This is a genomic window from Candidatus Bathyanammoxibius amoris, assembly GCA_024451685.1.
Taxonomy (GTDB): Bacteria; Planctomycetota; Brocadiia; order Brocadiales; family Bathyanammoxibiaceae; genus Bathyanammoxibius; species Bathyanammoxibius amoris.
In genome coordinates this window covers 14,357-36,489 of the sequence record JAMXCW010000009.1, presented here as the reverse complement: position 1 = coordinate 36,489, position 22,133 = coordinate 14,357, and the positions used below count along the sequence as shown (strand labels likewise).

Annotated in this window: 20 protein-coding genes; 6 read left to right on the top strand and 14 right to left on the bottom strand. The window is 54.9% G+C overall.

The genetic code is table 11. The annotated features are described in order from the left end of the window. Positions 1-28 precede the first annotated feature (28 nt). From NOU37_06480 to NOU37_06445, 8 genes are all read right to left on the bottom strand, one after another. Complete coding sequence (locus NOU37_06480; protein ID MCQ4574879.1) at positions 29-1,027, bottom strand: electron transfer flavoprotein subunit alpha/FixB family protein; 999 nt, start codon at positions 1,025-1,027, stop codon at positions 29-31. Positions 1,028-1,244: 217 nt separating this feature from the next. Beyond that, the gene (locus tag NOU37_06475) at positions 1,245-1,535 is read right to left on the bottom strand and encodes a GIY-YIG nuclease family protein (GenBank protein ID MCQ4574878.1); all 291 of its coding nucleotides are present in this window, start codon (positions 1,533-1,535) and stop codon (positions 1,245-1,247) included. Positions 1,536-1,773: 238 nt separating this feature from the next. Further along, positions 1,774-2,553 (bottom strand): electron transfer flavoprotein subunit beta/FixA family protein, encoded by a 780-nt coding sequence (locus NOU37_06470; GenBank protein MCQ4574877.1) that lies wholly within the window; start codon positions 2,551-2,553, stop codon positions 1,774-1,776. Between the two features lie 131 nt (positions 2,554-2,684). Beyond that, positions 2,685-3,455 carry an enoyl-CoA hydratase-related protein gene (locus tag NOU37_06465; GenBank protein ID MCQ4574876.1) on the bottom strand — a complete coding sequence of 257 codons (771 nt, stop codon included), beginning with the start codon at positions 3,453-3,455 and terminating at the stop codon, positions 2,685-2,687. Next, positions 3,455-4,303 carry an MBL fold metallo-hydrolase gene (locus tag NOU37_06460; protein MCQ4574875.1) on the bottom strand — a complete coding sequence of 283 codons (849 nt, stop codon included), beginning with the start codon at positions 4,301-4,303 and terminating at the stop codon, positions 3,455-3,457. Before NOU37_06460 ends, NOU37_06465 begins: the two co-directional genes overlap by 1 nt. Further along, complete coding sequence (locus NOU37_06455; protein ID MCQ4574874.1) at positions 4,300-5,151, bottom strand: 3-hydroxyacyl-CoA dehydrogenase NAD-binding domain-containing protein; 852 nt, start codon at positions 5,149-5,151, stop codon at positions 4,300-4,302. Before NOU37_06455 ends, NOU37_06460 begins: the two co-directional genes overlap by 4 nt. An 80-nt stretch (positions 5,152-5,231) precedes the next feature. Then, positions 5,232-6,413, bottom strand: a complete 1,182-nt coding sequence (locus NOU37_06450) for an acetyl-CoA C-acetyltransferase (GenBank protein ID MCQ4574873.1) — start codon at positions 6,411-6,413, stop codon at positions 5,232-5,234. A gap of 125 nt (positions 6,414-6,538) precedes the next feature. Next, the gene (locus NOU37_06445) at positions 6,539-7,546 is read right to left on the bottom strand and encodes a transglutaminase domain-containing protein (GenBank protein MCQ4574872.1); all 1,008 of its coding nucleotides are present in this window, start codon (positions 7,544-7,546) and stop codon (positions 6,539-6,541) included. Between the two features lie 480 nt (positions 7,547-8,026). On the opposite strand from NOU37_06445, the gene NOU37_06440 reads away from it, so the two are divergent. Beyond that, positions 8,027-8,764, top strand: a complete 738-nt coding sequence (locus NOU37_06440; protein ID MCQ4574871.1) for a hypothetical protein — start codon at positions 8,027-8,029, stop codon at positions 8,762-8,764. A 428-nt stretch (positions 8,765-9,192) separates the two neighbouring features. Beyond that, on the top strand, positions 9,193-9,468 hold the full coding sequence (locus NOU37_06435) for a hypothetical protein (GenBank protein ID MCQ4574870.1): 276 nt from the start codon (positions 9,193-9,195) through the stop codon (positions 9,466-9,468). Between the two features lie 45 nt (positions 9,469-9,513). Here the strand turns inward: NOU37_06435 and cybH are convergent, their stop codons facing one another. The 4 genes from cybH to NOU37_06415 all read right to left on the bottom strand — a co-directional run bounded on the left by cybH (position 9,514) and on the right by NOU37_06415 (position 13,825). Next, positions 9,514-10,170, bottom strand: a complete 657-nt coding sequence (cybH, locus tag NOU37_06430; protein ID MCQ4574869.1) for a Ni/Fe-hydrogenase, b-type cytochrome subunit — start codon at positions 10,168-10,170, stop codon at positions 9,514-9,516. Between the two features lies 1 nt (position 10,171). Then, positions 10,172-11,824 carry a nickel-dependent hydrogenase large subunit gene (locus NOU37_06425; protein MCQ4574868.1) on the bottom strand — a complete coding sequence of 551 codons (1,653 nt, stop codon included), beginning with the start codon at positions 11,822-11,824 and terminating at the stop codon, positions 10,172-10,174. A gap of 260 nt (positions 11,825-12,084) precedes the next feature. Further along, the gene (locus NOU37_06420; protein ID MCQ4574867.1) at positions 12,085-12,684 is read right to left on the bottom strand and encodes a methyltransferase domain-containing protein; all 600 of its coding nucleotides are present in this window, start codon (positions 12,682-12,684) and stop codon (positions 12,085-12,087) included. 40 nt (positions 12,685-12,724) lie between these two features. Next, a complete protein-coding gene (locus NOU37_06415) occupies positions 12,725-13,825 on the bottom strand; it encodes a hydrogenase small subunit (GenBank protein MCQ4574866.1) in 1,101 nt (366 codons plus the stop codon). A gap of 210 nt (positions 13,826-14,035) precedes the next feature. Here NOU37_06415 and NOU37_06410 point away from each other — a divergent pair, with 210 nt between their 5' ends. Then, positions 14,036-15,658 carry a thiamine pyrophosphate-binding protein gene (locus NOU37_06410; GenBank protein MCQ4574865.1) on the top strand — a complete coding sequence of 541 codons (1,623 nt, stop codon included), beginning with the start codon at positions 14,036-14,038 and terminating at the stop codon, positions 15,656-15,658. Between the two features lie 177 nt (positions 15,659-15,835). Further along, the gene (locus tag NOU37_06405; protein ID MCQ4574864.1) at positions 15,836-16,528 is read left to right on the top strand and encodes a hypothetical protein; all 693 of its coding nucleotides are present in this window, start codon (positions 15,836-15,838) and stop codon (positions 16,526-16,528) included. A 255-nt stretch (positions 16,529-16,783) separates the two neighbouring features. Here the strand turns inward: NOU37_06405 and NOU37_06400 are convergent, their stop codons facing one another. Then, positions 16,784-17,659: a ParB/RepB/Spo0J family partition protein gene (locus NOU37_06400; GenBank protein MCQ4574863.1), complete on the bottom strand. Its 876-nt coding sequence runs from the start codon at positions 17,657-17,659 to the stop codon at positions 16,784-16,786. Positions 17,660-17,900: 241 nt separating this feature from the next. On the opposite strand from NOU37_06400, the gene NOU37_06395 reads away from it, so the two are divergent. Further along, a complete protein-coding gene (locus NOU37_06395; protein MCQ4574862.1) occupies positions 17,901-18,212 on the top strand; it encodes a hypothetical protein in 312 nt (103 codons plus the stop codon). A gap of 7 nt (positions 18,213-18,219) precedes the next feature. On the opposite strand, the gene trpC is transcribed toward NOU37_06395, so the two are convergent. Next, complete coding sequence (gene trpC, locus NOU37_06390; GenBank protein ID MCQ4574861.1) at positions 18,220-18,999, bottom strand: indole-3-glycerol phosphate synthase TrpC; 780 nt, start codon at positions 18,997-18,999, stop codon at positions 18,220-18,222. A gap of 63 nt (positions 19,000-19,062) precedes the next feature. Between trpC and NOU37_06385 the strand changes: the two genes are divergently transcribed. Beyond that, complete coding sequence (locus tag NOU37_06385) at positions 19,063-21,948, top strand: S41 family peptidase (GenBank protein MCQ4574860.1); 2,886 nt, start codon at positions 19,063-19,065, stop codon at positions 21,946-21,948. Positions 21,949-22,133: the final 185 nt, after the last annotated feature.

Below are 22,133 nucleotides of genomic sequence, written 5' to 3'. Positions count from 1 at the left end.
GCTCCGTAAAAGAGTTATTTAAGGCCAATTACTCCTTATTATTCTTCTTCTTTAGCCCCTCTATCATCAGGGGAATTACATCAAACAGGTCCGCTACTACGCCGTAATCGGCCACCTTGAAGATGGGCGCGTCGGGGTCTTTGTTTACGGCGACTATACACCTGGACGACATCATCCCCGCCAGGTGCTGCGGGGAGCCGGAGATGCCGCAGGCTATGTATAGCTCAGGGGCAATCGTCTTACCTGTAAGGCCCACCTGTGTGTCCGCGGGTCTCCAGCCCGCATCCACCGCGGCCCTTGAGGCGCCCACCGCTCCGCCTAGAAGGCCCGCCAGCTCCTCGAGTATACCGTAGTTCTCAGGCCCCTTCATGCCCCTGCCGCCTGAGATGACCACCCTGGCCTCGGCGATGTCCATGCCGCGTTCTTTCTCGTACACAACCTCTTTAAGGACCGTCCGCAGGTTGGGCGGTGGTCCGGCCTTTATCCCGGTAACGGCGGTTTCTTTATCAGTAATAATCTCCGCCCTGTCGAAGGTATTTGGCCTGAGCGTGGCGACCTGTGATTCGGGACAGACACTCTTCACTGTGGCGATGACACTGCCACCATACACAAGACGCCTTGCCTCCAACAAATAATCGCCGTCTATATCGAGCGCGATACAGTCGGCGATATAGGCGCCTCCAAGCCGGGCCGCCAGCCGGGGGCCCAGGTCTTTGCCGGTTGCGGTGGCGGGAAGGAGGATGGCCGCGGGTTTTTTCTCACGCCCGGAGATTTCACCCGCCAGGACGTGCGTATAGACCTGGTTATTGTACTCCTTCAAAATCTCAGAATCCGCCACCAGAAGTTCACCGGCACCATAATTGAGCAGGGGCCCGGTTAGCTCATCAATCTTATGGCCCAACAAAAAGACGCTGAAACCCAGCCCGCAGGCATCTGAGAGGCGTTGCGCCTCCCCGATGACCTCAAGGTTTACGTTCTTAAACTCTCCGCCCCTCTGCTCTGTTATGACCAGGATTTCTTGTGGCATATTTTTATCTTCCAAACCTTCTAACAGGCATCCATGAGATTGCTTCGTCTACCTGAGGTGGACTCGCAATGACACAAAATAACATAGTGTGCCTCTGGATGCAGACTGGTTTTAGTTGCAAAGCTAATAAACAAAAGAGGCCCCCGTATACAATATCTCACCCACACAGTAAATCACCTTAACCTCAAACCGTCATTGCGAGCGAAGCGAAGCAATCTCATATTTCCTCGTACAAATCCCTCCATTCTCCGTTAACCCTGTTTATTAAAGCCACCTTCTTTTGTCTTGAGCCGCTTTTGATTTGTTTCTCCCTGCGTATTGCAGTTTCCACACTATCAAAGACCTCACAGTACGCCAATTTACCCACGTTGTACTTTTTGGTGAAGCCGTTAACCAACTTGTTTTTATGCACATAAGTCCGCTTTTTCAGGTTGTTCGTTACCCTGGTATAAAGAACAGTATTTCTTTTGTTGGTCATTATGTAGACGTAATATTGCTTGCTTCCCATTAGACAATTACCCAAAAAACCTCCGAGATTGCTTCGGGCCTTCGTCCCTCGCAATGACATTAAGCAATATTGCGTACCTCGAGACGCAAGCTATTAAACCTATTTATGAAGTTCTACGGTTCTCGTAGGGACAGACCTTTAGGTCTGTCCGCCCACGGACAGGCCCGCCCCACAAATGGGGGGTCTGCCTCAGGCACGATTCAAAAACCCGTCCCTGCACACCAATTCACCGTAAGAACTAAATCACCCTGGCCTCGTCGTGCAGCAGGCGCAGGAGCTCCCCGGTCACCTGCGGGACGTTCCCCTCCAGCTTCCTGCCTGCCTGTCTCCGGGGCAGATTTTCAAGTCTTGTGAGTAATAGTTTCGCCGCCGGCATTTTCGGGTCTGTTATGTCTTCATGCGGTTTCGCGCGCGCCTTCATAATTCCCGGCAGCGGCGGGTAGCGCGGGTCGTTCAGGCCCTTGTGACAGGTAATCACCGCGGGCAGTTGACACTCGACAATCTCCCACGCCGCTTCAATCTGCCTGCGGGCTGTGGCCCTTTTTGTCTCCAAATCTATGTCCAGCCCGGTCACCGCCGCCACGTGGGGCAGCCCCAGAAGCTCGGCCAGTTCTATCCCCACCGCGCCCTGCCGGTCGTCAACGGCCTCCTTCCCGCACAAGATGATATCAAACCCCTTCCCTTTCTCACTAATCGCATCCCTGAGCAGGGACGCGACCGTAAAAGAGTCCAGCCGGTGCGTAATTTCTTCTTTAACGTTTACATGCACGGCCCTGTCCGCGCCCATTGCGAGCGCGTTTAGCAGCATCTGGTCAGCATCCTCAGGCCCCACCGCCACCACGGTCAATTCACCCCCTCCCAGCCTCTCCTTTATCCGTATACCCTCCTCAACCGCGAACTCATCGAACGGGTTGGTCATATACGTCAGGCCGGAACTGTCAATAAACGGGGGAGAGGACTGTGGTTTGATAGTGGATTCAAGTGCAGGCACTTGCCTTGCGCAGGCAATTATGTTCATTAACAGCCGGTCCCTGAGTTATTTGTAATCTCTGAAAAACCCCGCAAAATTGATGTCGTTATGCGGGTGTGAGGCAAATCCAAACGTAGGGGCATAGCTCTTTACGTAAAGTTTTTATTTACCCTTCCCGTCTATCTATGCTTAAACTTGGGGGGGCGCTTTTCCAGGAAGGCCTTAAGCCCTTCTTTACTGTCCCCGGTCGTAAAGACGTCGCCAAAGAGTTTTGATTCCAGTTCAAGCGCCAGTTCAAGGGGCATGTTGCACCCACTCTCCACGGCCTCGACTACAAGGGAAACGGCACGGCCCGGTTTAGCGGCAATCCTTTTTGCAAGAAAGAGGGCCTCGTCCATAAGCGACTCCAGCCTGGTCACACGGCTTACAAGCCCGCAGGCGAAGGCATCATCGGCGTTCAGGGGTTCACCCGTCAGTATCATCTCAAATGCCTTGGCACTGCCCACCACCCTGGGAAGGCGCTGTGTGCCGCCGGCGCCGGGGAAGATGCCCAGGTTTATCTCCGGCAGCCCCAGATGCGCGTTCTCGGACGCTATCCTTATGTGGCAGCAAAGGGCAAGTTCCAGACCACCGCCCAGACAGTGGCCGTTAACGGCGGCAATGACCGGACGCTTAGAACTCTCAAGCCTGCCAAACACCCGATGGCAGCCCTCGCTAAAACGCCTCGCCTCTTCGCCGGACGAGATCCCGGCCAGCTCCTTTATATCGACACCCACGCTGAACAGCTTCCCTCCACCTGTAATGACGATGACCCTGACGTCGTCCAGTTCACTCAACGTCTTATCCAGTTCGTTCATCACCCGCGAGGAAAGGGCGTTTACCGGAGGGTTGTTAAACGTCACTATGGCTACACCGTCTTTTACCACACAATCTACAAGTTGATTCCCCATCAGAGCTTGACCTCCTCCCGCAACACCGGCCTCTCGCCCTCCATCCGCAGATACCCGGCCTCTACCCTTGGGTCGTGCTGGAACACGACCAGCCACTCTTCCTCTACGGCCCGCTTGAGGAGGTGCTTTTTCGCCCTGAGTGTATCACGCGGGACAAGGTCATAGGCCATCATGTAAGGCAGGGGCAGATGACTGGCAGTGGGTACCAAGTCGGCCAGAAAGAGTGCCGCTTCTCCCCCGGACTCCACCTTTACACACTGGTGAAAGGGCGTGTGCCCGCCCGTTACCATGACGGATACGCCGGTAACGACCTCAACCTCCATTCCGTCTATAAACTCTATCGCCCCCTTAAAACCCTCAAGCGGCAGGAAGTCTTCGGCTATGTAAGACCCCCTGCTCCTCTCGTCCGGGTTTGCGGCATCTTCCCACTCGCCCTTTTGGATAACGTATTTCGCGCCGGGGAAGGCCGGGACGATGCCGCCGCCGTCCCCGGTACAGGTGTTGCCCCCGGCGTGGTCCAGATGGAGGTGGGTGTTTATAACAATATCAATGTCTCCCGGTGTAAGGCCGTGTGCAGCAAGCGCGCCCTCAAGCGGCGGGTTCCTGTCAATCATATAGATGTCACGCAATTTCTGGTCACCCTTGCTCCCGATACCGGTGTCTACCAGGATGTTGACCTCTCCCGTCTGAATGAGTAAAGAGCGAAGGGCGAGGAGAATCCTGTTTTTGTCGTCCGGCGGGTCTGTCCTCTCCCACAGCACACGGGGCACAATCCCGAACATAGCGCCGCCGTCGAGGCGAAAGAGACCGTCGGAGCAGCTATGTATGGTGAATTCACCAAGCCTCATTTATATTTATAAAACCCTTCCCCCGATTTCACGCCCAGCTTCCCGGCCCCCACGTATTCCTTCAGGAGCGGGCAGGGCTTATACTTGAAGTCTTTCATCTGCTCGTGAAGGATCTCCATTATGGCCAGGCAGGTGTCCAGGCCCACAAAGTCCGCCAGGGCCAGGGGGCCGATGGGGTGTTTTGTGCCCAGTTTCATGGCCTTATCGATGTCTTCCTTACTGGCGACCCCCTCTTGCAGGAGATAGACGGCCTCGTTTATCATCGGCCCCAGTATCCTGTTGACTACAAAGCCGGGGGAGTCCTTCACCTCTATTGCGGTCTTACCCAGCCGCTCACACAACGACCTTGCAACGGCAAGGGTCTCTTTCGAGGTCTTGGGGCCCGGAATTATCTCCACCAGTTCCATCACAGGCGCGGGGTTCATGAAGTGTATTCCCACAAACTGTTCCTGTCTCATGGTGGCCTCCGCCAGCCTCGCAATAGGTATTGATGACGTGTTTGAGGCAAAGATGGTCTCCGGCGGGCACATCGGGTCGAGCATAGCGAACAGCTCCAGCTTCAACGACTCGTTCTCACTGACCGCCTCGATGATGACGTCCGCGCCGCGCATATCCTTCAGGTTGACGGTACCCGTTATCCTGTCCAATATCTCATCCTGCTGTTCAGGTTTCAGGACGCCCTTTTCGATGAGCTTGTGGATACCCCACGAGGTGTGCTCCATGGCCCTTTTAAGAAGCTTCTCGCTCAGGTCGGTAAGAATTACCTCCATCCCGGCCGTAGCTACCACCTGAGCGATGCCCTGGCCCATCTGCCCGCTGCCCACTACACCTACGCGCTTAATCTCCATCACGTATCTCCATAATAAATGCGGACAAAACCAAATTCTATACAACTACCAATCATAATACAGAATTCCATAGTCTTATACTACACCGCCTCTACCACCACTGTCACGGCCTCACCTCCTCCGATACAAAGAGCGGCCAGGCCCTTCTGCACCTGACGTTCCTTCATGGCATACAGGAGTGTGGTAAGAATCCTCGCGCCGCTGGCGCCTATCGGGTGGCCCAGGGCGATTGCGCCGCCCTTTACGTTGAGCCTGCCGGGGTCTATCGCGAGCTCCTGGGTGATGGCAAGGGCTGTGGAGGCAAAGGCCTCGTTTATCTCGAACAGGTCGATATCATCGATGCTGAGCCCCGTCTTGTTCATAAGCTCCTTTATGGCCGTAACCGGAGCCATAGAAAAAAGTTCAGGCTGCAGCCCCGCCTCGGTATGTGCTACTATCCTGGCCATAGGCTTGAGGCCGAGATTTTTGGCATTCTCCTCCGAGGTCAGCACCAGGGCAGACGCACCGTCACTAATCGCAGATGAATTTCCGGGTGTAAGCCCTCCGTCCTTCTTGAACGCCGGCGGCAGCGTAAACATCCTTTCCCTGTCAAACCGCGCGGGACATTCATCCTCCTTGATAACAACCGGCACCCCGTCCTCCCCCGGTACTTCCACCGGCACCATCTCGTGGTCGAAGCGGCCTTCCTGCTGTGCCCGCAGGGTCTTTTCGTAGCTCTGGACGGCGAAGTCGTCAAGGTCTTCCCTCGAGAACTTGTACCTCTCTGCCAGTTGCTCGGCAGCGGTACCCATATGGTAGTCGTTATATACGTCCCACAGGCCGTCCCTGACTATACTGTCAATGAGATAACTGTGTCCCAGCCGGTAGCCGATGCGTGCCCTGTCCAGTATATATGGCGAGCGGCTCATATTCTCCATACCCCCGGCCACCACCATCCCCGCCTCACCGCTAGACACCAACTGCGCGCCGAGCATGACAGCTTTCAGTCCCGAACCGCAGACCTTGTTCACCGTGAGGGTGGAAACCGCCGGCGGCAGTCCCGCGCCCAGGGCAGCCTGTCTGGCCGGTGCCTGACCCAGTCCGGCAGAAAGGACGTTCCCCATTATGACCTCGTCTACATCCTCCGGTTTTATACCCGCCCTCTTTATGGCCTCTTCAACGACGATGGCACCCATCATAGTGGCCGGGAGAGGGCCGAGAAAACCGTTTAAGGCACCTATTGGGGTCCTGCAGGCACTGAGGATGACACAAGGCGGGCCCATATATATCCCCCTCTGAGATTTGTTACCGGGAAACGACGCAGAGTTATTTTACCCCAAGCCGAACCCATTGCAACGGCTTTTATACATACCACTACTACTGCTACTGTGACGGGTGTAATGCCGGGTTATTCACTAATGTCTCTAAAACTGATGCGCAGGGTCATGTCCTCGTGCCGGATGCCATCCACCTCAACGTAAGGGTAGATAAAATAATTGAGCGGCCCGCCCTTCTGTCTCGGCTCAAGTATGATGTCGCGCCCCATGGTGAATTTTATTCTGTTGGGGTCGTGCGCCCCAAAGAAGTAGTCTTTAAAAACAGGGCGCTTGTCGGCCTCGGAGACGTCAACCGGGACCCATCCCTCTTCCGGGATATAATAATGTGCCCAGCAGTGATAACCCCCGACCGTGCCCTCTGTCTCGCCGGAAGGCAGTGAAAAGCCAATCTCAAAATTGGCGGGAACCCCCATGGCCTGAGACAGGGCGATGAAGAGGGCATGGTAGTCGGTGCAGTTTCCGTATCCCACCCTGCAGGCCCAGGCGGTGTCGCCATGGCCCCATCCCGTTCCCTCCTTCTTATACTCCATATTGTCTATAACGTACTGGTAGGCGGCTTTCAGTCTATCCTGAGGTACCGCCCAGACATCCTCAATGCCTGAGGCGGCCTTACTTACCTCCGGGGTTATGGCGCCGCGGCGTGAGGGTTGCAGGAATTTGTGAACGTCTCCACCGGGCGGTGAAGGGCTGTTGCCTCCCCGGTCCTCGTAGCGTGTCACCTCAAAACTGAGCGATACGGGGATGCTTGGCGGCGGGGCGCCTGTCACGTGTATGTAGCCTATCTTGTTGCCATACACAGGCCCGGTGTGGACCCCGTAACTTTCCGGGGTCTTTATCTCCAGGCGGCTGATTCTCTGGTTCTTATCGGACTGCGGTACCGGGAACCATATCCGGACGTCCTTTGCGGCCATTGGGATATTCGCAATATCCGCCGAATACAAGAACTCAAACCGTCTCTGCGCTCTGGGGGAGTCAGGCTCTGACCCTGACTCTGACACGTAAGGCCCGGCCGCGGGCCTGCCCGCACACCCGCACAGTAAAACAACTGAAAACAACCCAACTATGTAAAAGGTCTTCACACGAAAACCCCCTGTCTCTTTAAGATTGTAGAACATCCTGACGCGAGACCCCTGAAAAAGTATCCTCTTATGGAGTCCCGTCCGCCTCAGGCGGAGACCCGCTTCTGGAAAAGAACTCCAAAATATTGGACTTTGCAGAGGTTTTAATATCAGAGGTCGGGCATGAAAATGCCCCGGCGAGATTCCCCCGGACCAGGGGGTTCAGACGGGCATTCAGGTGAAACCCTGGAAGGAAAACGGCGGCAACGCGGACGGGAACCGTACGGAAAGGTCAAAAGGGATGAAGACAGTCTCAGTCAATATCTTTTGGAAAATCCGCAACTCCAAAAATCCCTTCCCTGTTAGAAACCCATAATCATTTTTGACTACAGCCATTCTATCATATAAAATACCGGTTTCAAGCGGGACGGCACCGCCCCATCCCCGGCGAGGCCCACGTCAAGGAAGGGAAAAAAGAATTAGAGGTAATCGAGAAGAAAAATGGCCATCTATATAGTACCTGGACTGAGGCTAGACCTGACCGATTCCGACACCCCTCATGAAGAGGATATCTGCGACTTCGACGCCCGGCGGGCGGCGGAAATAGAACGGCAGTCGGGCTGCCCTCCCGGTATATTCACCATCTTCGCCCTCTATGAGATATTACTGAATAAGAAGAAACAGAGACAACTGGGCGGCATCCGGATAACCTGCACGGAGGAGACCAAGAGGGCCTCAACCCCGGACAGCCCGACACGCCTCTTCCACGTCGAGACCACTAAAGAAGAGAAGGACGAGGACGTGTTCTTCCTGAACCATAACTGTCCCGGCTTCACGTGGGGCAACTTCCTTCACTACACCACCCTCTTCGGCGCGGACGTACGACGGGTCGCGGGGATACTGAGAAAACACATCATTGCGCGTGACGACCTTATCGAGCGCACAAAGGCGGAATTAAGTAAGGAAAACTGCCGGTACGAGGAGAGTATTAAGATAGTAGGCCACAGCATGGGCCACTGGGTGGTATGGCAGGCCCTGAAGGGCATAAACCTCCACAACCTGGGCCCGGTGATAACGGGCGCCGGCCCGGAGAAACCCTCCTGGATACCCTGGTTCCAGACGTTCGGCGTGCCCGTGGGGCAGGTAACTGCCTACGGCAGGTACAAAGAAGAAACCGACGTAACGGGCCACAGCTGCGTCTTCGACGATAGCGACACAAAACTGCTCCTTGCTCCCTGATAGCTGCACGAAAACCGCCACAAAAAACAAAATACTGTTGAGGACGTTGTCGCTAAAGCTAATCCCCTCTCTAGCGTAACATGAATTATCCCTACATCTTCAAAAAACGTTCCCGGTAGACAACGACCTTTACAGTCGTTGATTTGATGTAGCGTTGGAGCTTGCTCCAACGTTGAACGTGGCAGCAAGCTGCCACGCTACACACAGAATGACAGAGGGGTAGGTTAAGGCCACGTCTTGACAATGATGAATATAGGAGACAGATAAATTAATGTGCGGCCATGGTGAGGCTATGACCTACCTGTTTGGTTAATCGACGTCATTCTGAGCGAGGTAATGTATTCATGAATAATGTTTGATTTCGCCGGTGGGGCGTTGTAAGATTCGTGCAGATTTTCCTACTACCCTCTACGGTGGAGCCATAAACCATGGAGTACTACAAACCGGGATGGTCAATCTTTGCCATTATCTCCCTCGCTATGGGCGTGCTGTCCCTCATCCTCTTCTTCCTGATGGTACACGTCGCCATCATGGTGATTCAGATACTCCTTGCGGTCGGCGCGATAATTACCGGCTATCTTGGGATGAGGGCAACTCGCGCGTATCCGCTCAGAGGCCATTACCTCGCCTACGCCGGCATGGTGTGCGGCGCCAACGGGTTATTCTGGGTCCTCATAAACCTCGTCATCGGCTTGTTCAGGTAGGATACTTGCGGTCGGGCCTGTGCGCCTCCGGCGTATGCCCCTTGATTATCTCGGAAGCTTCTCTTCCTCAATAAACTTGTAACCGTCGAACATGGCCTCTACAAGCCCGTCTCTCTCGCTCATGGCGCACAGAAACACGGAATAGACGTGGTGGACGAGGAACATCAAAAATACCCACGTCAGGAAATGATGGACGAATCTAATCTCCTGGGCGCCAAAGACCGCCACCGCCCAGCCGACACCGCCGCTCCCGTGCATCTCGTAAAGGACGTGGCCCGTGTATATCTCTACAAGACACAGCAAAAAAATCGCCGCATACGCCATGCCGGCAAGGGCGTTGTGGCCGATAGAGCCGGGGCTCCTCATCTTGAGGAAAAAGTACCACTTCAGCGTCTCCAGGGCGTTCTTCCGCCTCTCGGCGTCTACGGGTATCAGGCCCCTCCAGCTCGCGTACTCGTTCCCCACGAAGAGCCAGAGAATCCGGACAAAAACGGCGGTCGAAAACACCAGCGCGGTAACAACGTGTATGAACTTGACGTGGCTCATGATGAGCGCGCCACTTCCGGTGAGCAGCACGGGGTTTCCTATAAGATACCCGGTCGCGGCGAGCACAAGTATACATACGACAATCAACCAGTGGGCCCACCTTACCACCGGTTCCCATACATACGTCGCCACCCTTTTCTCGACCTTCGGGCCCATACTATCCCACCTTTACGAAATTCAATTCCTTTCCCCGGGTGTCGTAGAGGTGAACACCGCATGCCATGCAGGGGTCAAAAGAATGCACGGTCCTCAATATCTCCAGGGGTTGTGCCGGGTCCGCCACCGGTGTACCAATAAGGGCCTTTTCCACGGGGCCTATCTGTCCCCTGTCATCTCTCGGCCCCAGGTTCCAGGTGCTTGGGACCACACACTGGTAGTTGTGGATGCTTCTGTCCTTTATGTGTATCCAGTGTCCCAGCGCGCCGCGGGGGGCCTCGTGGAGACCGTAACCCATCGCTTCGGCAGGCCATTCCGACGGGTCCCACCGCTCACCGGCGTGTATCTGAATTTCGCCCCTGCCCATGTTCACGGCCAGTTCATCCGTCCAGTCAATTATCTTCTCGGCCAGAACCACCGTTTCCACGCCCCGCGCAAGCGTCCTGCCCAGCGTAGAGAACAGGGCCTCGGCCGGGACGTCCAGGGTCTTGAGCGCGCCGTCTACGAGCCCCTTTACCCTTTCATGGCCTGAGGCGTAGGCAACCAGCATCCTGGCAAGCGGTCCTACCTCCATCACCCTCCCTTCATACCGCGGGGCCTTTAACCAGCTGTACTCGCCGTCCGTGCCAATCTCTTTGTAAGGAGGTTTTGGCCCGGTATACCGCGGCTTCGTCTCCCCCTTGAACGGGTGCCTGCCCTCTTTGTCGCCCCCGGAGTACTCAAACCATGAACGGGTCACGTATTCAGCTATCTTTTCCTGGTCAACCGTGTGTACCTTACCCAGATTTTCTTCAAGAATTATCCCGGCGGGTATATACACGTCCCGCGGGTTGTCGCTCATGGGGAATTCGCCGTACGATAGATAGTTCCCGACACCCCTTCCTATCACCCCCCACTCCTTATAGAACGAGGCAATCGCCAGCAAGTCGGGCAGGTAGACCTTTTCCACAAAATCCCGGGCCTTCACGGCCAGGTCTCTTATGGTAGCGATGGTGCCGGCATTCAGGGCGTCCTCGCTATTCGGGTCAACGGGGACAGATACGCCGCCCACGATGAGCGACTGGAGGTGCGGGTTCTTACCGCCCAGGATCGCGTGTATCCTTACAAAATCTTTCTGCCATTCCAGGGCCTCAAGATAATGGGCCACGGCAAGCAGGTTTGCCTCCGGGGGTAGCTTGTACGCGGGATGTCCCCAGTAGGCGTTCGAGAACGGCCCCATCTGCCCGCTCCCCACAAACTTCTTGAGCCTGTCCCGCACACCCCTGAAGTAGGCCGTTCCGGACGGGCTCCAGTCTGAGATAGACTCTGCGAGTGTGGCGGTCCCGGCGGGGTCGGCCTTGAGCGCAGAGGTAATGTCCACCCAGTCCAGGGCATGCAGGTGGTAGAAGTGGATCGTATGGTCGTGGACAAACTGTGTGGCCGTAATTATATTTCTTATGAGACGGGCGGTGGGAGGGATACGGATATCCAGGGCATTCTCCACCGCGCGTATTGACGCCATGGCGTGGACCACGGTGCAGACGCCGCATATCCTCTGCGCAAAGAGCCACGCGTCTCTGGGATCCCTGCCCTTAAGGATTATCTCTATGCCGCGGAACATAGTGGCACACGAGAAGGCGTCTGTGACAAGGTGTTTCTCCGGGTCTACCTCCACCTCTATCCGCAGATGGCCTTCAATCCTGGTTACCGGGTCTACGACTACTCTTGTGATTTTTCTTCCTCCTCGGGTTTAACTTCTTTTATTAAAACGCCGTGTCATGACGTGCTCCGCTACTCCGGTTTTCCGGCCATGAACGTGGCCCCTACCGTATAACGTGAGGTGCGGTAGACCGTCTTACCAATCATCCGGGCATCGACGAATCCCGCCTGCTTCAGTAGTTCCAGGAACGACCTTCCTGGTATCGCACCGCATATTCAGTCGGACCATGTGCCGAGTTTTTCTACCGTGGCCTGGTCTACCCCATCCTCAAGGGTAATGTCTGCCACGTAGAGACGCCCTCCGGGGCGAAGGACACGATAAATTTCCGAAACGACACGTCCTTTATCGGGACAGAGATTTATAACACCATTTGAAAGGACGATATCGACTGAGGTATTTCCCAGAGACAGTTGCTCCGCCGAACCTTGCCGAAATTCTACGTTCTCTACCCCAAGCTTCTGGCCGTTTTCACTTGCCTTGCGCACCATATCGGGTGTCATATCAATCCCTATGACACGCCCCTCCGGGCCCACCCTGCGTGCCGCAAGAAGGCTGTCAAGTCCTGCACCGCAGCCAAGGTCAAGCACCGTCTCTCCCTCGTTTATCGGGCCAAGGGCAATTGGGCAACCAACACCCGCAAAGGACTCGGTTACAGAATCCGGCATTGAATCTATTTCGTCCGCATCATACCCGAGGTGTTTTGCGCTCTCCAGGCCGACGGGGAACCTCTTTTCAGAAGACGGGTCTTTGGCGATGCGCGTAAAACGGGCACGCGTCTTTTGTATGATTTCTTCGGGAGCGTGTGTCTTTTCCATATCTCTTCTTCTTTATTAAATTTTAAACAGAGACTTCCTCCTATTCTTGGCCTTCTTTTTCTTCCTTCTCTTCCTGTTTTCGTATGATTCTATCCCTGACCCAGCTCCCCGCGCCATGGAGCAGGAACAGGGCGGCAGTCGCCGCTACCAGCCCCGCGCCGACCTTGTCCACCGAGGTCGCCACGCCGAAACCGGGTACAGTCGGCAGGTGTTCATAAAAAGGCGACATGCTGTCCCAGAAATTCGGCTCGGCGCAACCAATACAAGGATGTCCGCTGCCGACCGGCCAGCTCGTGCCGCCGTTCCAGCGTACTTTGGGGCAGTTATGGAAGGTCGCAGGGCCCTTGCACCCCATCTTATACAGACACCCGCCCCTCCTGTGACCCTCGTCGCCCCACTTCTCCACAAAATACCCCGCGTCGTAGGAACCGCGCCGCTCACAAGAATCATGTATCCTCCTGCCGTAGGCGAACAGCGGCCGATGTAACCGGTCCTTTGACGGAATGCCGCCGAACGTCAACAGGTGGACAAGTGTGGCCGAGACGTTTACCACGTTTACCGGACAGGCCGGCAGGTTAATCAGGTTCCGAACGCCGGGGATGGCCTCTTCGACACTCTTCGCCCCCGTAGGGTCGGGCCTTGCACTGGGAAGACCGCCAAAACATGCGCACGTTCCGACGTTCACAACCGCCGCGGCATCTTTACAAACCCTTTTGGTCCTCTCAAGGGCCGTCTCCCCGCCGATGGTACAGTAGACACCGCCGTCCGCGGTCGGTATGGAACCCTCTATGACCGCGACATACTTTCCCTTTTCCTCTTCAACCGTCTTCCACAATACCTCTTCAGCCTGATGGCCCGCCGCGGCCATAAGGGTCTCTGAATAGTTTATCGCAAGGACGTCGAGGATAAGTTGAGACGCGGAAGGATTGCTCGCGCGCAGGAAAGACTCGGTATCGGCCGTGCAGCTTTGCAGCTCAAGCCATATGAGAGGAAGCCGTCTGGAGGATTTCAGGGCCTTCTCGACCTTCGCCACCGCATCCCAGGGGAGGGCCAGCGTTCCAACCATCGCGGCGCAGAAACCCAGGAAGTCGCGGCGGGTGAGACCCCTTTCCAGGAACTCTTCGTATATGGATTTCTCCATTCGTACCTCCCCGGTTTTCGTGTACGGCCCCGCATCGGGTCACGGAACGTCACACACAATATAATACTTTTGTCAACCGGAATCAACGACCTGTATTTTTTGTTTGCCCTTTGCAGAAAAAAATAAGACGCCTTTAATATTTTTTACCGGTTTGACACCATATGCACGGCAATGATAATATATAGAGCTTAAGATTGGGGAGACCACAACGTGCGCATCGCGGACTACATATTCAAGAGGCTGAAGGAGGAGGGGGTGGAGTACACCTTCGGCATCCCCGGCGACTTCATCCTGCCCCTTTATGCGGCTCAGGAGAGGTGCGGGATGAAGACGGTGGTGATGACGAACGAACCCTCCGCCGGTTATGCCGCCGACGTCTATGCACGCCTCAAAGGACTGGGAGTGGCAATCGTCACCCAGGGTGTCGGCGCGTTAAGCATGGTCAACCCCATCGCCCTCGCCTACGCGGAAAAATCTCCCGTCATCGTGCTGACCGGCGCCCCTGAGATAGCCGGTAGAGATCCGGACGCGCTCTTCCATCACAGGGTAAAGCGCTACGAGTCACAACACAAGATATACCAAGAGGTTACGGCATCCACGGCCGTCCTGAACGACGAACTAAGCGCTATTTCTGAGATAGACAGGGTAATAGATACCACAAAAAAACTCTCCCGTCCGGGCTACATTGAGATACCCAGGGATATGGTCAATGTCGATGCGCCGCCCAGGTGCGTCACTAAACGCGAGAAGACCGGCAACAAGGACCCGGTACTGAAAGAGGCCCTTGGGGAGATAATCAACAGACTCAACACCAGTCGCCGTCCGGTCATATACGCAGGCGTCGAGATTGAACGCTTTGGTCTGATGAAAGACCTGGCGAGGCTGGCAGAAAAACTGAACATGCCCGTGGCCACAACCCTTCTGGGCAAATCCGTACTACCCGAGAGTCACCCGAATTTCATCGGCAATTATATCGGCAAGCTCAGCCCAAAACACGTAAGGGACTATGTTGAGGGGTCTGACTGCATACTCTCACTCGGCTCGTTACCCATAGACTTCGGCGTGGCGGATGTATTCGCCTCCTACACACCACACATAATACAGGCGACCTCGGAGCAGGTATGTGTGAGCCACCACTGCTACAAGGACGTAAACCTTCAAGACGTGATGAAGGGCCTGTTAAAGACAAAGACACTAAAAAGGCGCTCGTTTAAACCCCCGAGGAAAGAGACCGTCAGAAAGAAGAAGGCACGTGCAGCAAAGAAGCTCACTGTAGCAACTATCATCGATGAGCTGAACAATTTTCTAACGAACAAACACCTGGTAATTAGCGACGTTGGCGACCCGTTGTTTGCCTCTGTTGAATTGAAGACGGACATCTTTATCGGACCCGCATACTACGCGAGCATGGGCTTCGCCACACCCGGCGCAATAGGCGCCCAACTGGCCCTGCCCTCCCGGAGACCCGTTGTGCTGGTGGGCGACGGGTGTTTCCAGATGACGGGGGTTGAACTTTCAACCGCAAAGAAGATGGGCCTCAACCCTATCGTCATTGTGTTTGACAACAGCAGCTTTGCTACACTTAAGGTGCTGGACAAGGAGAGGGATTATCTCCACGTCCACCCATGGGACTACGTGGGTCTGGCCAGGAGCCTTGGGGGAAACGGCACGCAAGTCTCTACCTCAACAGACTTTACAAAAGCACTCCGCACGGCAACCAACAGCAAAGACTTCTATCTGATAGACGCCATAATCGACGAAGACGATATCTCGCCCACGCTGGGCCGCCTGGCAAAGGATTTCCGCCCCCGCATTCAATCATTGATGAAATGAAGCAGCGCTTTACAAGAAAGTATTGCGAGACTTGATGTGTTACTCACGTGTGTCATTGTGGCCCGCCTGAGGGGGAGAAGAATCTGACACGCATTGTCAGATTCTTCGGTCACTTCGTTCCCTCAGAACGACACCTACTAGAGTCTTTCGTACGCGCGAAAACAAACTCTGTACGCGATGGTTCAGCATACTATAAGACAATACATATACGAACAGGGGGCATCACTGGTCGGTTTTGCAAGACTCCGGGGCCTCGACCTCCCGGGGACCATGGGTTTCCCCTACGCCATATCCATAGCCTGCAGCCTGCCGCTTGAGGTAATAGAGTCCATACATAACGGGCCGAACTGGGCCTACTATCTCCAGTACAGGGAGAAGAACGCCCTCCTGAACCGGATAGGGCACGGCGTGGAGGTCATGATAAGGTCCGCAGGTTACAGGGCTCAAATAGTGCAAGCTACCATCGAGGACACGGGACGCAAAAAGTATCTTAAATGGTTTGACGGAAAATTCCCACATAAGACGGCCGCCACGCTTGCGGGACTCGGATGGATAGGCAAGTCGTCCCTGTTTGTGTCCTCGACATATGGCCCCGGGGTGCGGTTAGGGACCGTGCTGACGGACATGCCACTTGAGACGGGAATTGCTGTAAGTGTTGGCAACTGCAATAGTTGCGTGGAGTGCGTGAAAGCCTGCCCGGTCAACGCCATAAGGGACAGGGAGTGGCGTGTCGGCATGCCGCGTGAGGAGTTGCTGGACGTCTACACGTGCAGGAAGAAGGCCCTGGAATTTGGTATTAGTTTGGGGATAGAGGACTCCCTCTGCGGTATATGCATTTCTGTTTGTCCTGTATGCAAGGGTGATGTATAAAACGCGTCGTGATCATTTTTGACCCCGCTTCATCTAGCGCACTCACCGCTTAAGACTAAGACGAGAACGAGAAACCGGCCATCGGGATAGATCTGTTACGACGGGCGCAGGGAAGGCCGTCTGGTGGCAAAGCGCCCAGGTAACGCAAGGCCACCAGATTGGTATTGTCTATAACCACTGCCTGTCAAAGAAGTTACGGTGTGACACCCGCCCGGTAAACGACACTCATCCTTAAACAGGGTGGGACGCTTCTATCTATCCCCCACAGAGCCGGCTCATAAGGTCTTCAAACTGGGGATTTCCGTTGAAGTGGATGACCACCTTACCTTTACTGCCGCTGTGGCGTATCTGAACCTTTGTCCCCAGGGCCATGCTCAATCTGTCTTCATGTTCACGGGCATTATGGTTGTTGCCATTTCTGCCATTTTGCCGCTTCCGCCGGGCATTTTTACTTACGCTGGCGGCCAGGGCCTCCGTCTGTCTTACCGTAAGCCCCTCGTCAATTACCCTCTGACACAATCTCTGCTGAAGCGATTCACCCTTGGCCGCGAGCAATGCCCTGGCATGCCCTTGTGAGATTGTTCCACGTGAAACATGCTCCTGGATTTCTATCGACAATTCTAACAGCCGCAGGGTGTTAGCAACAGAAGAGCGGTCCATGCCGACATACTTTCCAACCTGCTCCTGTGTAAGCCCGAAGACCTCCATAAGCTCCCAGAAGGCCTTGGCCCTCTCTATGGGGTTCAGGTCCTCACGCTGCAGGTTCTCTACTAATGCAATCCCCAGGGATTGCTTTGACGTGGCCTCCTTCACAATGGCGGGTATACTGCCCAACCCGAGTTCCTTTGCGGCGCGCCACCTCCTCTCTCCCGCCAGGAGCTGGTAACCGTCCTTGGCTGGCCGGACCAGTATCGGCTGGAGCATGCCATGTTCTCGTATAGATTCTACAAGCGAGCCTATGGCCTGTGGTGAAAATTCCCTTCGCGGCTGATGAGGATTGGGTTGAATGCTTTCCGGACTAATCTGCAGGATACTATCGGTTGGTTCTACCTCAGCAATATTTCCGAGGAGCGAGTCTAGGCTCCTGCCTAGTTTTCCCCTGTCCAACATAATCTCTTTTACCTCCGGCATCAATCTGAGCCGCCCCTCGAATGGAGGGATTATAGCAAAAGTCCGCTAAACGTCAACAAAGAAACATCAATGTTTATATAAATAAATGTTTGTCATTCAATATGTTGTGGTCTTTTATGATATACCTGCTACATGTTGATTCTGCGAGGCCTGAACTTTTTGACTTGAAAAGATGTGGGTTTATGCTAAACTTGTATTTCTTAACCAAACCTAGGGGGGGGCGCAACCAACAGTGGAAAAAATGATAACCAGCACAGAAAATGGAAAAACACTCGAACAAGTTGAACGTGAGGTAAGGGGGAGATTGGAAAAATGGTTGGAGACCACTCCCTACCTGTTTAATCCCGAGACCGATGTTGCCAACACGATAATCCGCGGTATCGCCATAAGAAAAATAAAAGCGGGTGGTGAATACTGCCCCTGCAGGGTACTCAGCGGTAATCCCAAAGAGGATTCCAAGATTGTCTGCCCCTGTATCTATTCTAAGAACGAGCTGGAAAATGACGGGATATGCCTTTGTAAGCTCTTCGTAGGGCCTAGTTACAAGGAATAGCCGCGTTTCAGTCCCATCCCATAAGCTCCCTTATATCTCTCTCAATATCTTCTGACTGTACCAGGGCCTCTCCCACGAGTATTGCGTCTACCCCTGCGTCTTCTAAACGCCTTACATCACCCCTCGATTTGATACCGCTTTCGCTGACGACCGTCCTGTCCTCAGGAACAAGCGGCCTGAGTCTGATGGTGGTCTCGAGGTCGGTCTTGAACGTATGGAGGTCCCTGTTGTTTATCCCTACTAATGTCGCCGGCGTATCGAGCACTTTTTTAAGCTCTCCCTCCGTATGCACCTCCACCAGGCAATTGAGGCCCAACCGGCCGGCACTGCTCAGAAGCGCCTCCAGTTTTTTCTCATCGAGAATAGCCGCAATAAGGAGTACGGCATCCGCGCCGCTCGTCCTGGCCTCAACGAGCTGGTACTCGTCTATGATAAAGTCCTTGCGAAGAAGGGGCAGCCTTACCACCCTTCTAACGTCTTCGAGGTGAGCAAGTCTTCCGTGAAAGAATTTTTCGTCAGTAAGAACAGATATTGCGGTGGCGCCACCTTCTTGGTACTCTAAAGCGATTTGCGAGGGATTCATATCGTGACGCAGAATGCCCTTTGACGGCGAGGCCGCCTTCACCTCGGCTATCAGCCCGAGACCGCTGGACGTCTTCAACGCGCCCTCTAAGTCCTTGGTGCCGGCCATGTTAGGGAGGGCCGCCTCAAGTTGTTCCAGGGGACGTCGCTCCTTGCACCGGGAAAGTTCAAGGAGTTTGTGTTTGTAGATTTCATCGAGTATCACGAGACAAATTCTATCACCAGGCACATCGCAAGGCAATGTAAAACGATACGGACTATACTAACTATGCGGAATTACATCAGATCGTTCTGCCTTACAATAACCCTCCTGTCCTCTCTGCTGCTTTCATCCGCAACGGGTGTTGCGTCAACCGGCGTCCCCGGCCAGAGTGGTTTACCGGAGGGTCACATGGTTAACGCGGTCTTTTCCTGCATCGGAAGGTACTACATAGATTTTAACAGCCTGAAGGTCCACGAGGTGCTGCGCGACGCGATGAGGGGGGTGGAGAGGGTTGTTCCCAATTTAAGGGCCTCGGTGGACACGCACGCGGTGAGGGTCCAGGTGGACGGGAGCGAAGAGGTCTTTGGGATTGGCGGCATTGAGTATTGGGCGGACCTCAGGGACATGTTGAAGGATATCCTGCGCTTTATCGAGTCAAGCGGAAAGTGTACCGTGCCCTTCCGGGAGTTGGAGTTTGCGTCGCTGAGCAGCATACTGAGAGGATTTGACCCGTATTGCAAGCTTTACCAGCCAAAAGACTTTGAGAGGGCCGAGAGCCTGGGCGCAAGCAGCTTCATAGGGCTGGGGATGGATATCGAGTTCAGGGAGGGCGCCCTTGCGATTATTGAGGTTTATGAAAACTCTCCCGCCTACCGCGCGGGGCTGATGCCGGGGGACAGGATCATCGAGATAGACGGGGAGTCCGCGCGGAAGATGAGCCTCAGGGAGGCCCTGGAAAGGCTCACCGGCGCCGAAGGTACGAAAGTGACACTCTCCATCGTAAGAGACGGCATAGTAACTAGTTACACTCTGCAACGGGAGCGTGTCACGGTGAAAAACGTCACGTCCGTTATGTTAGAGGGCGACGTCGGGTACATAAGGATAAGCAACTTTCAGGACGGTACGTTTAAGTCCACGCTTGATGCATTGGAAGGGCTGAAAAAGACTGCCGACCTGAACGGCCTGGTTATAGATTTTCGTGGGAACTACGGTGGGGTGCTGGATGAAATCATACGCGTAGGGGACCTGTTGCTTTCATCCGGTATCCTGAATATAAAGGTAAGTTCGGGAAAGGGGTACCCGAAATTTGTAAGGGCGCGGCCCTCCGGCAATAGAGAAGAAGGTTATCCTCTGGTGGTCTTGATCGACGAGGGCAGCGCGTCGGGCGCGGAGATACTGGCCGCGGCTTTTAAGGAAAACGACAGGGCGGTCGTGATGGGCGAGCAGTCCTTCGGCAAGGCATGTATCCAGCAGGTCTTCGGCCTGAAGGGAAAGTATGCGGTCAAGCTGACGACGGCCAAATATTACACCCCCGGCGGGCGATACATCCAATTCATCGGGCTTGCGCCTAACGTGCTCCTCATACCGATAAAGGTCGACGGGGACAACCCCACGCTTACCCGGCGTGTACACTACCTGAACGAGGGGCTCATACGGGAAAGGATAGAGAGGCCCACCGGTGAGGAAAAGCCCTCTGCCAGTCTTGTTTACCTCGATGAGGGTGTTTCAACCGGCAGGCCGGACCCCGCGCGTGACTATCCGGTGCGGCTGGCAGTGAGACTCATAGAGGAGGGGGGCCTGGCCGGTGGCGGTGTGAGGTGGAACGTCTGCGAGCGAGTCCTGCGGCGGGCGCAGAAGGAGCAAGAAAAGAAGATAGTACAGGCACTGAAAGGGCAGGGGATAGACTGGTCATCGGGGCTGCCTGAAGGCGTGCCGGCACCGGTGGCCAGGATAAACCTTGACAAGGAAATTAACGAGGTAGACGCGGGGGGGACAATTGACGTCGCCGTCACCGTGGAGAACCGCGGCGACGGCACGCTCTACAGGGTGCTGGGCAGGAGCACCTCTACCAACCCGGTCTTTGACGGCCTCGAATTCCCTATCGGCGAGATAGCCCCGGGCCGGAGCGAATCTTACACCCTGAAGGTAAACGTGCCGGAGGACTCGCTCGACAGGCGGGACGAGATGGTCGTCAAGTTCACCGAGGACAACGACTATACGCCGGAATACCTCATGGCGTGGATTACTACCTGGGCACAGCCCACTCCCGTCTTTGCGTATTCCTTTCAGGTCCTGGACGGCACGGGTAGCGCGGGCGACGGTCTTATTGAGGCGGGCGAAAACGTCAGGCTCGCGCTGTCGGTCAAAAACATAGGTGAGGGCAACTCCAGGGACACGGTCGTTATGCTCAAGGCGCTGAACCCCGATGGAATAACCATACACAACCCCAGGCTGAAACAGGGAATGCTCCGGACCAATGGCGAAAAGACCGCAACGTTTGACATTTCCATTAGCGAGATACCGCCTGATGACCTCAGGCTCGAAGTGGTCATCGCCGACATCAACCTGGGAGTCAACCTCTTCAGCAAGCTCCTGCTCCCCATAGAGAAGAAACACATCGACGTCGACATAAAACCGTATCACACTGCGCTCAAGATATCCGGCAAGGGCGCCCGTGTATATGGCGGCAGGTCAGACCTATCGCCCGTGCTTGCGCCGCTCCTTGCCGAGAGTGTAATCAAGGCCGACGGGCAGGCGGACGGCTGGTACCGCGTGCCGCTAAGCGGCGGCTACAGGGGCTGGGTAAAGGCACAAGACGTCAGTGAGGTCTACAGATACGCCCCGGAGCATAATGAAGCGGTCAGGGATATCATACCCGTATCGTTCCTACCCTTAAGGCCGCCCATAATAACGCTAAAGGAAGGCGTGCTCACAACAAGAAGCGGCGACGTCGACATCGAGTTCCACGTGGAAGACGACCAGGACGTAAGGGGTGTGTACGTCATGGTGAACGACGCCAAGGTTTTTTATGAATACAACAAAAACCGCACCAGCGAGCGCGACTTCACCGCCCGGATACCCATAATCAGGGGGCTGAACCTTGTACGCATAGTCGCCTACGACGACCAGGGCCTCAGCACCGAAAAACCCTTCGTGATTACGGGGGTATAATCAGTTGTAATCGCCCGTTCAGTTTGCCAGCAACACTGTAGCTGCCCGATTTATCGGGCTATTTATTTTTGCCCCATGAATGGGGCAGCTACATTTATTTTCCTTGTAGCCGCCTGATTTATCAGGCTATTAATACAAACGCCCCATAAATGGGGCAGCTACAAACAAATTAGACAACAAGACTA

What these genes read in the sequence shown, in the direction of transcription:
- NOU37_06480 (MCQ4574879.1), bottom strand. Translation starts at nt 1,027, where the DNA reads ATGCCACAAGAAATCCTGGTCATAACAGAGCAGAGGGGCGGAGAGTTT.
- NOU37_06475 (MCQ4574878.1), bottom strand. Translation starts at nt 1,535, where the DNA reads ATGGGAAGCAAGCAATATTACGTCTACATAATGACCAACAAAAGAAAT.
- NOU37_06470 (MCQ4574877.1), bottom strand. Translation starts at nt 2,553, where the DNA reads ATGAACATAATTGCCTGCGCAAGGCAAGTGCCTGCACTTGAATCCACT.
- NOU37_06465 (MCQ4574876.1), bottom strand. Translation starts at nt 3,455, where the DNA reads ATGGGGAATCAACTTGTAGATTGTGTGGTAAAAGACGGTGTAGCCATA.
- NOU37_06460 (MCQ4574875.1), bottom strand. Translation starts at nt 4,303, where the DNA reads ATGAGGCTTGGTGAATTCACCATACATAGCTGCTCCGACGGTCTCTTT.
- NOU37_06455 (MCQ4574874.1), bottom strand. Translation starts at nt 5,151, where the DNA reads ATGGAGATTAAGCGCGTAGGTGTAGTGGGCAGCGGGCAGATGGGCCAG.
- NOU37_06450 (MCQ4574873.1), bottom strand. Translation starts at nt 6,413, where the DNA reads ATGGGCCCGCCTTGTGTCATCCTCAGTGCCTGCAGGACCCCAATAGGT.
- NOU37_06440 (MCQ4574871.1), top strand. Translation starts at nt 8,027, where the DNA reads ATGGCCATCTATATAGTACCTGGACTGAGGCTAGACCTGACCGATTCC.
- NOU37_06435 (MCQ4574870.1), top strand. Translation starts at nt 9,193, where the DNA reads ATGGAGTACTACAAACCGGGATGGTCAATCTTTGCCATTATCTCCCTC.
- cybH (MCQ4574869.1), bottom strand. Translation starts at nt 10,170, where the DNA reads ATGGGCCCGAAGGTCGAGAAAAGGGTGGCGACGTATGTATGGGAACCG.
- NOU37_06420 (MCQ4574867.1), bottom strand. Translation starts at nt 12,684, where the DNA reads ATGGAAAAGACACACGCTCCCGAAGAAATCATACAAAAGACGCGTGCC.
- NOU37_06415 (MCQ4574866.1), bottom strand. Translation starts at nt 13,825, where the DNA reads ATGGAGAAATCCATATACGAAGAGTTCCTGGAAAGGGGTCTCACCCGC.
- NOU37_06405 (MCQ4574864.1), top strand. Translation starts at nt 15,836, where the DNA reads ATGGTTCAGCATACTATAAGACAATACATATACGAACAGGGGGCATCA.
- NOU37_06400 (MCQ4574863.1), bottom strand. Translation starts at nt 17,659, where the DNA reads ATGCCGGAGGTAAAAGAGATTATGTTGGACAGGGGAAAACTAGGCAGG.
- NOU37_06395 (MCQ4574862.1), top strand. Translation starts at nt 17,901, where the DNA reads ATGATAACCAGCACAGAAAATGGAAAAACACTCGAACAAGTTGAACGT.
- NOU37_06385 (MCQ4574860.1), top strand. Translation starts at nt 19,063, where the DNA reads ATGCGGAATTACATCAGATCGTTCTGCCTTACAATAACCCTCCTGTCC.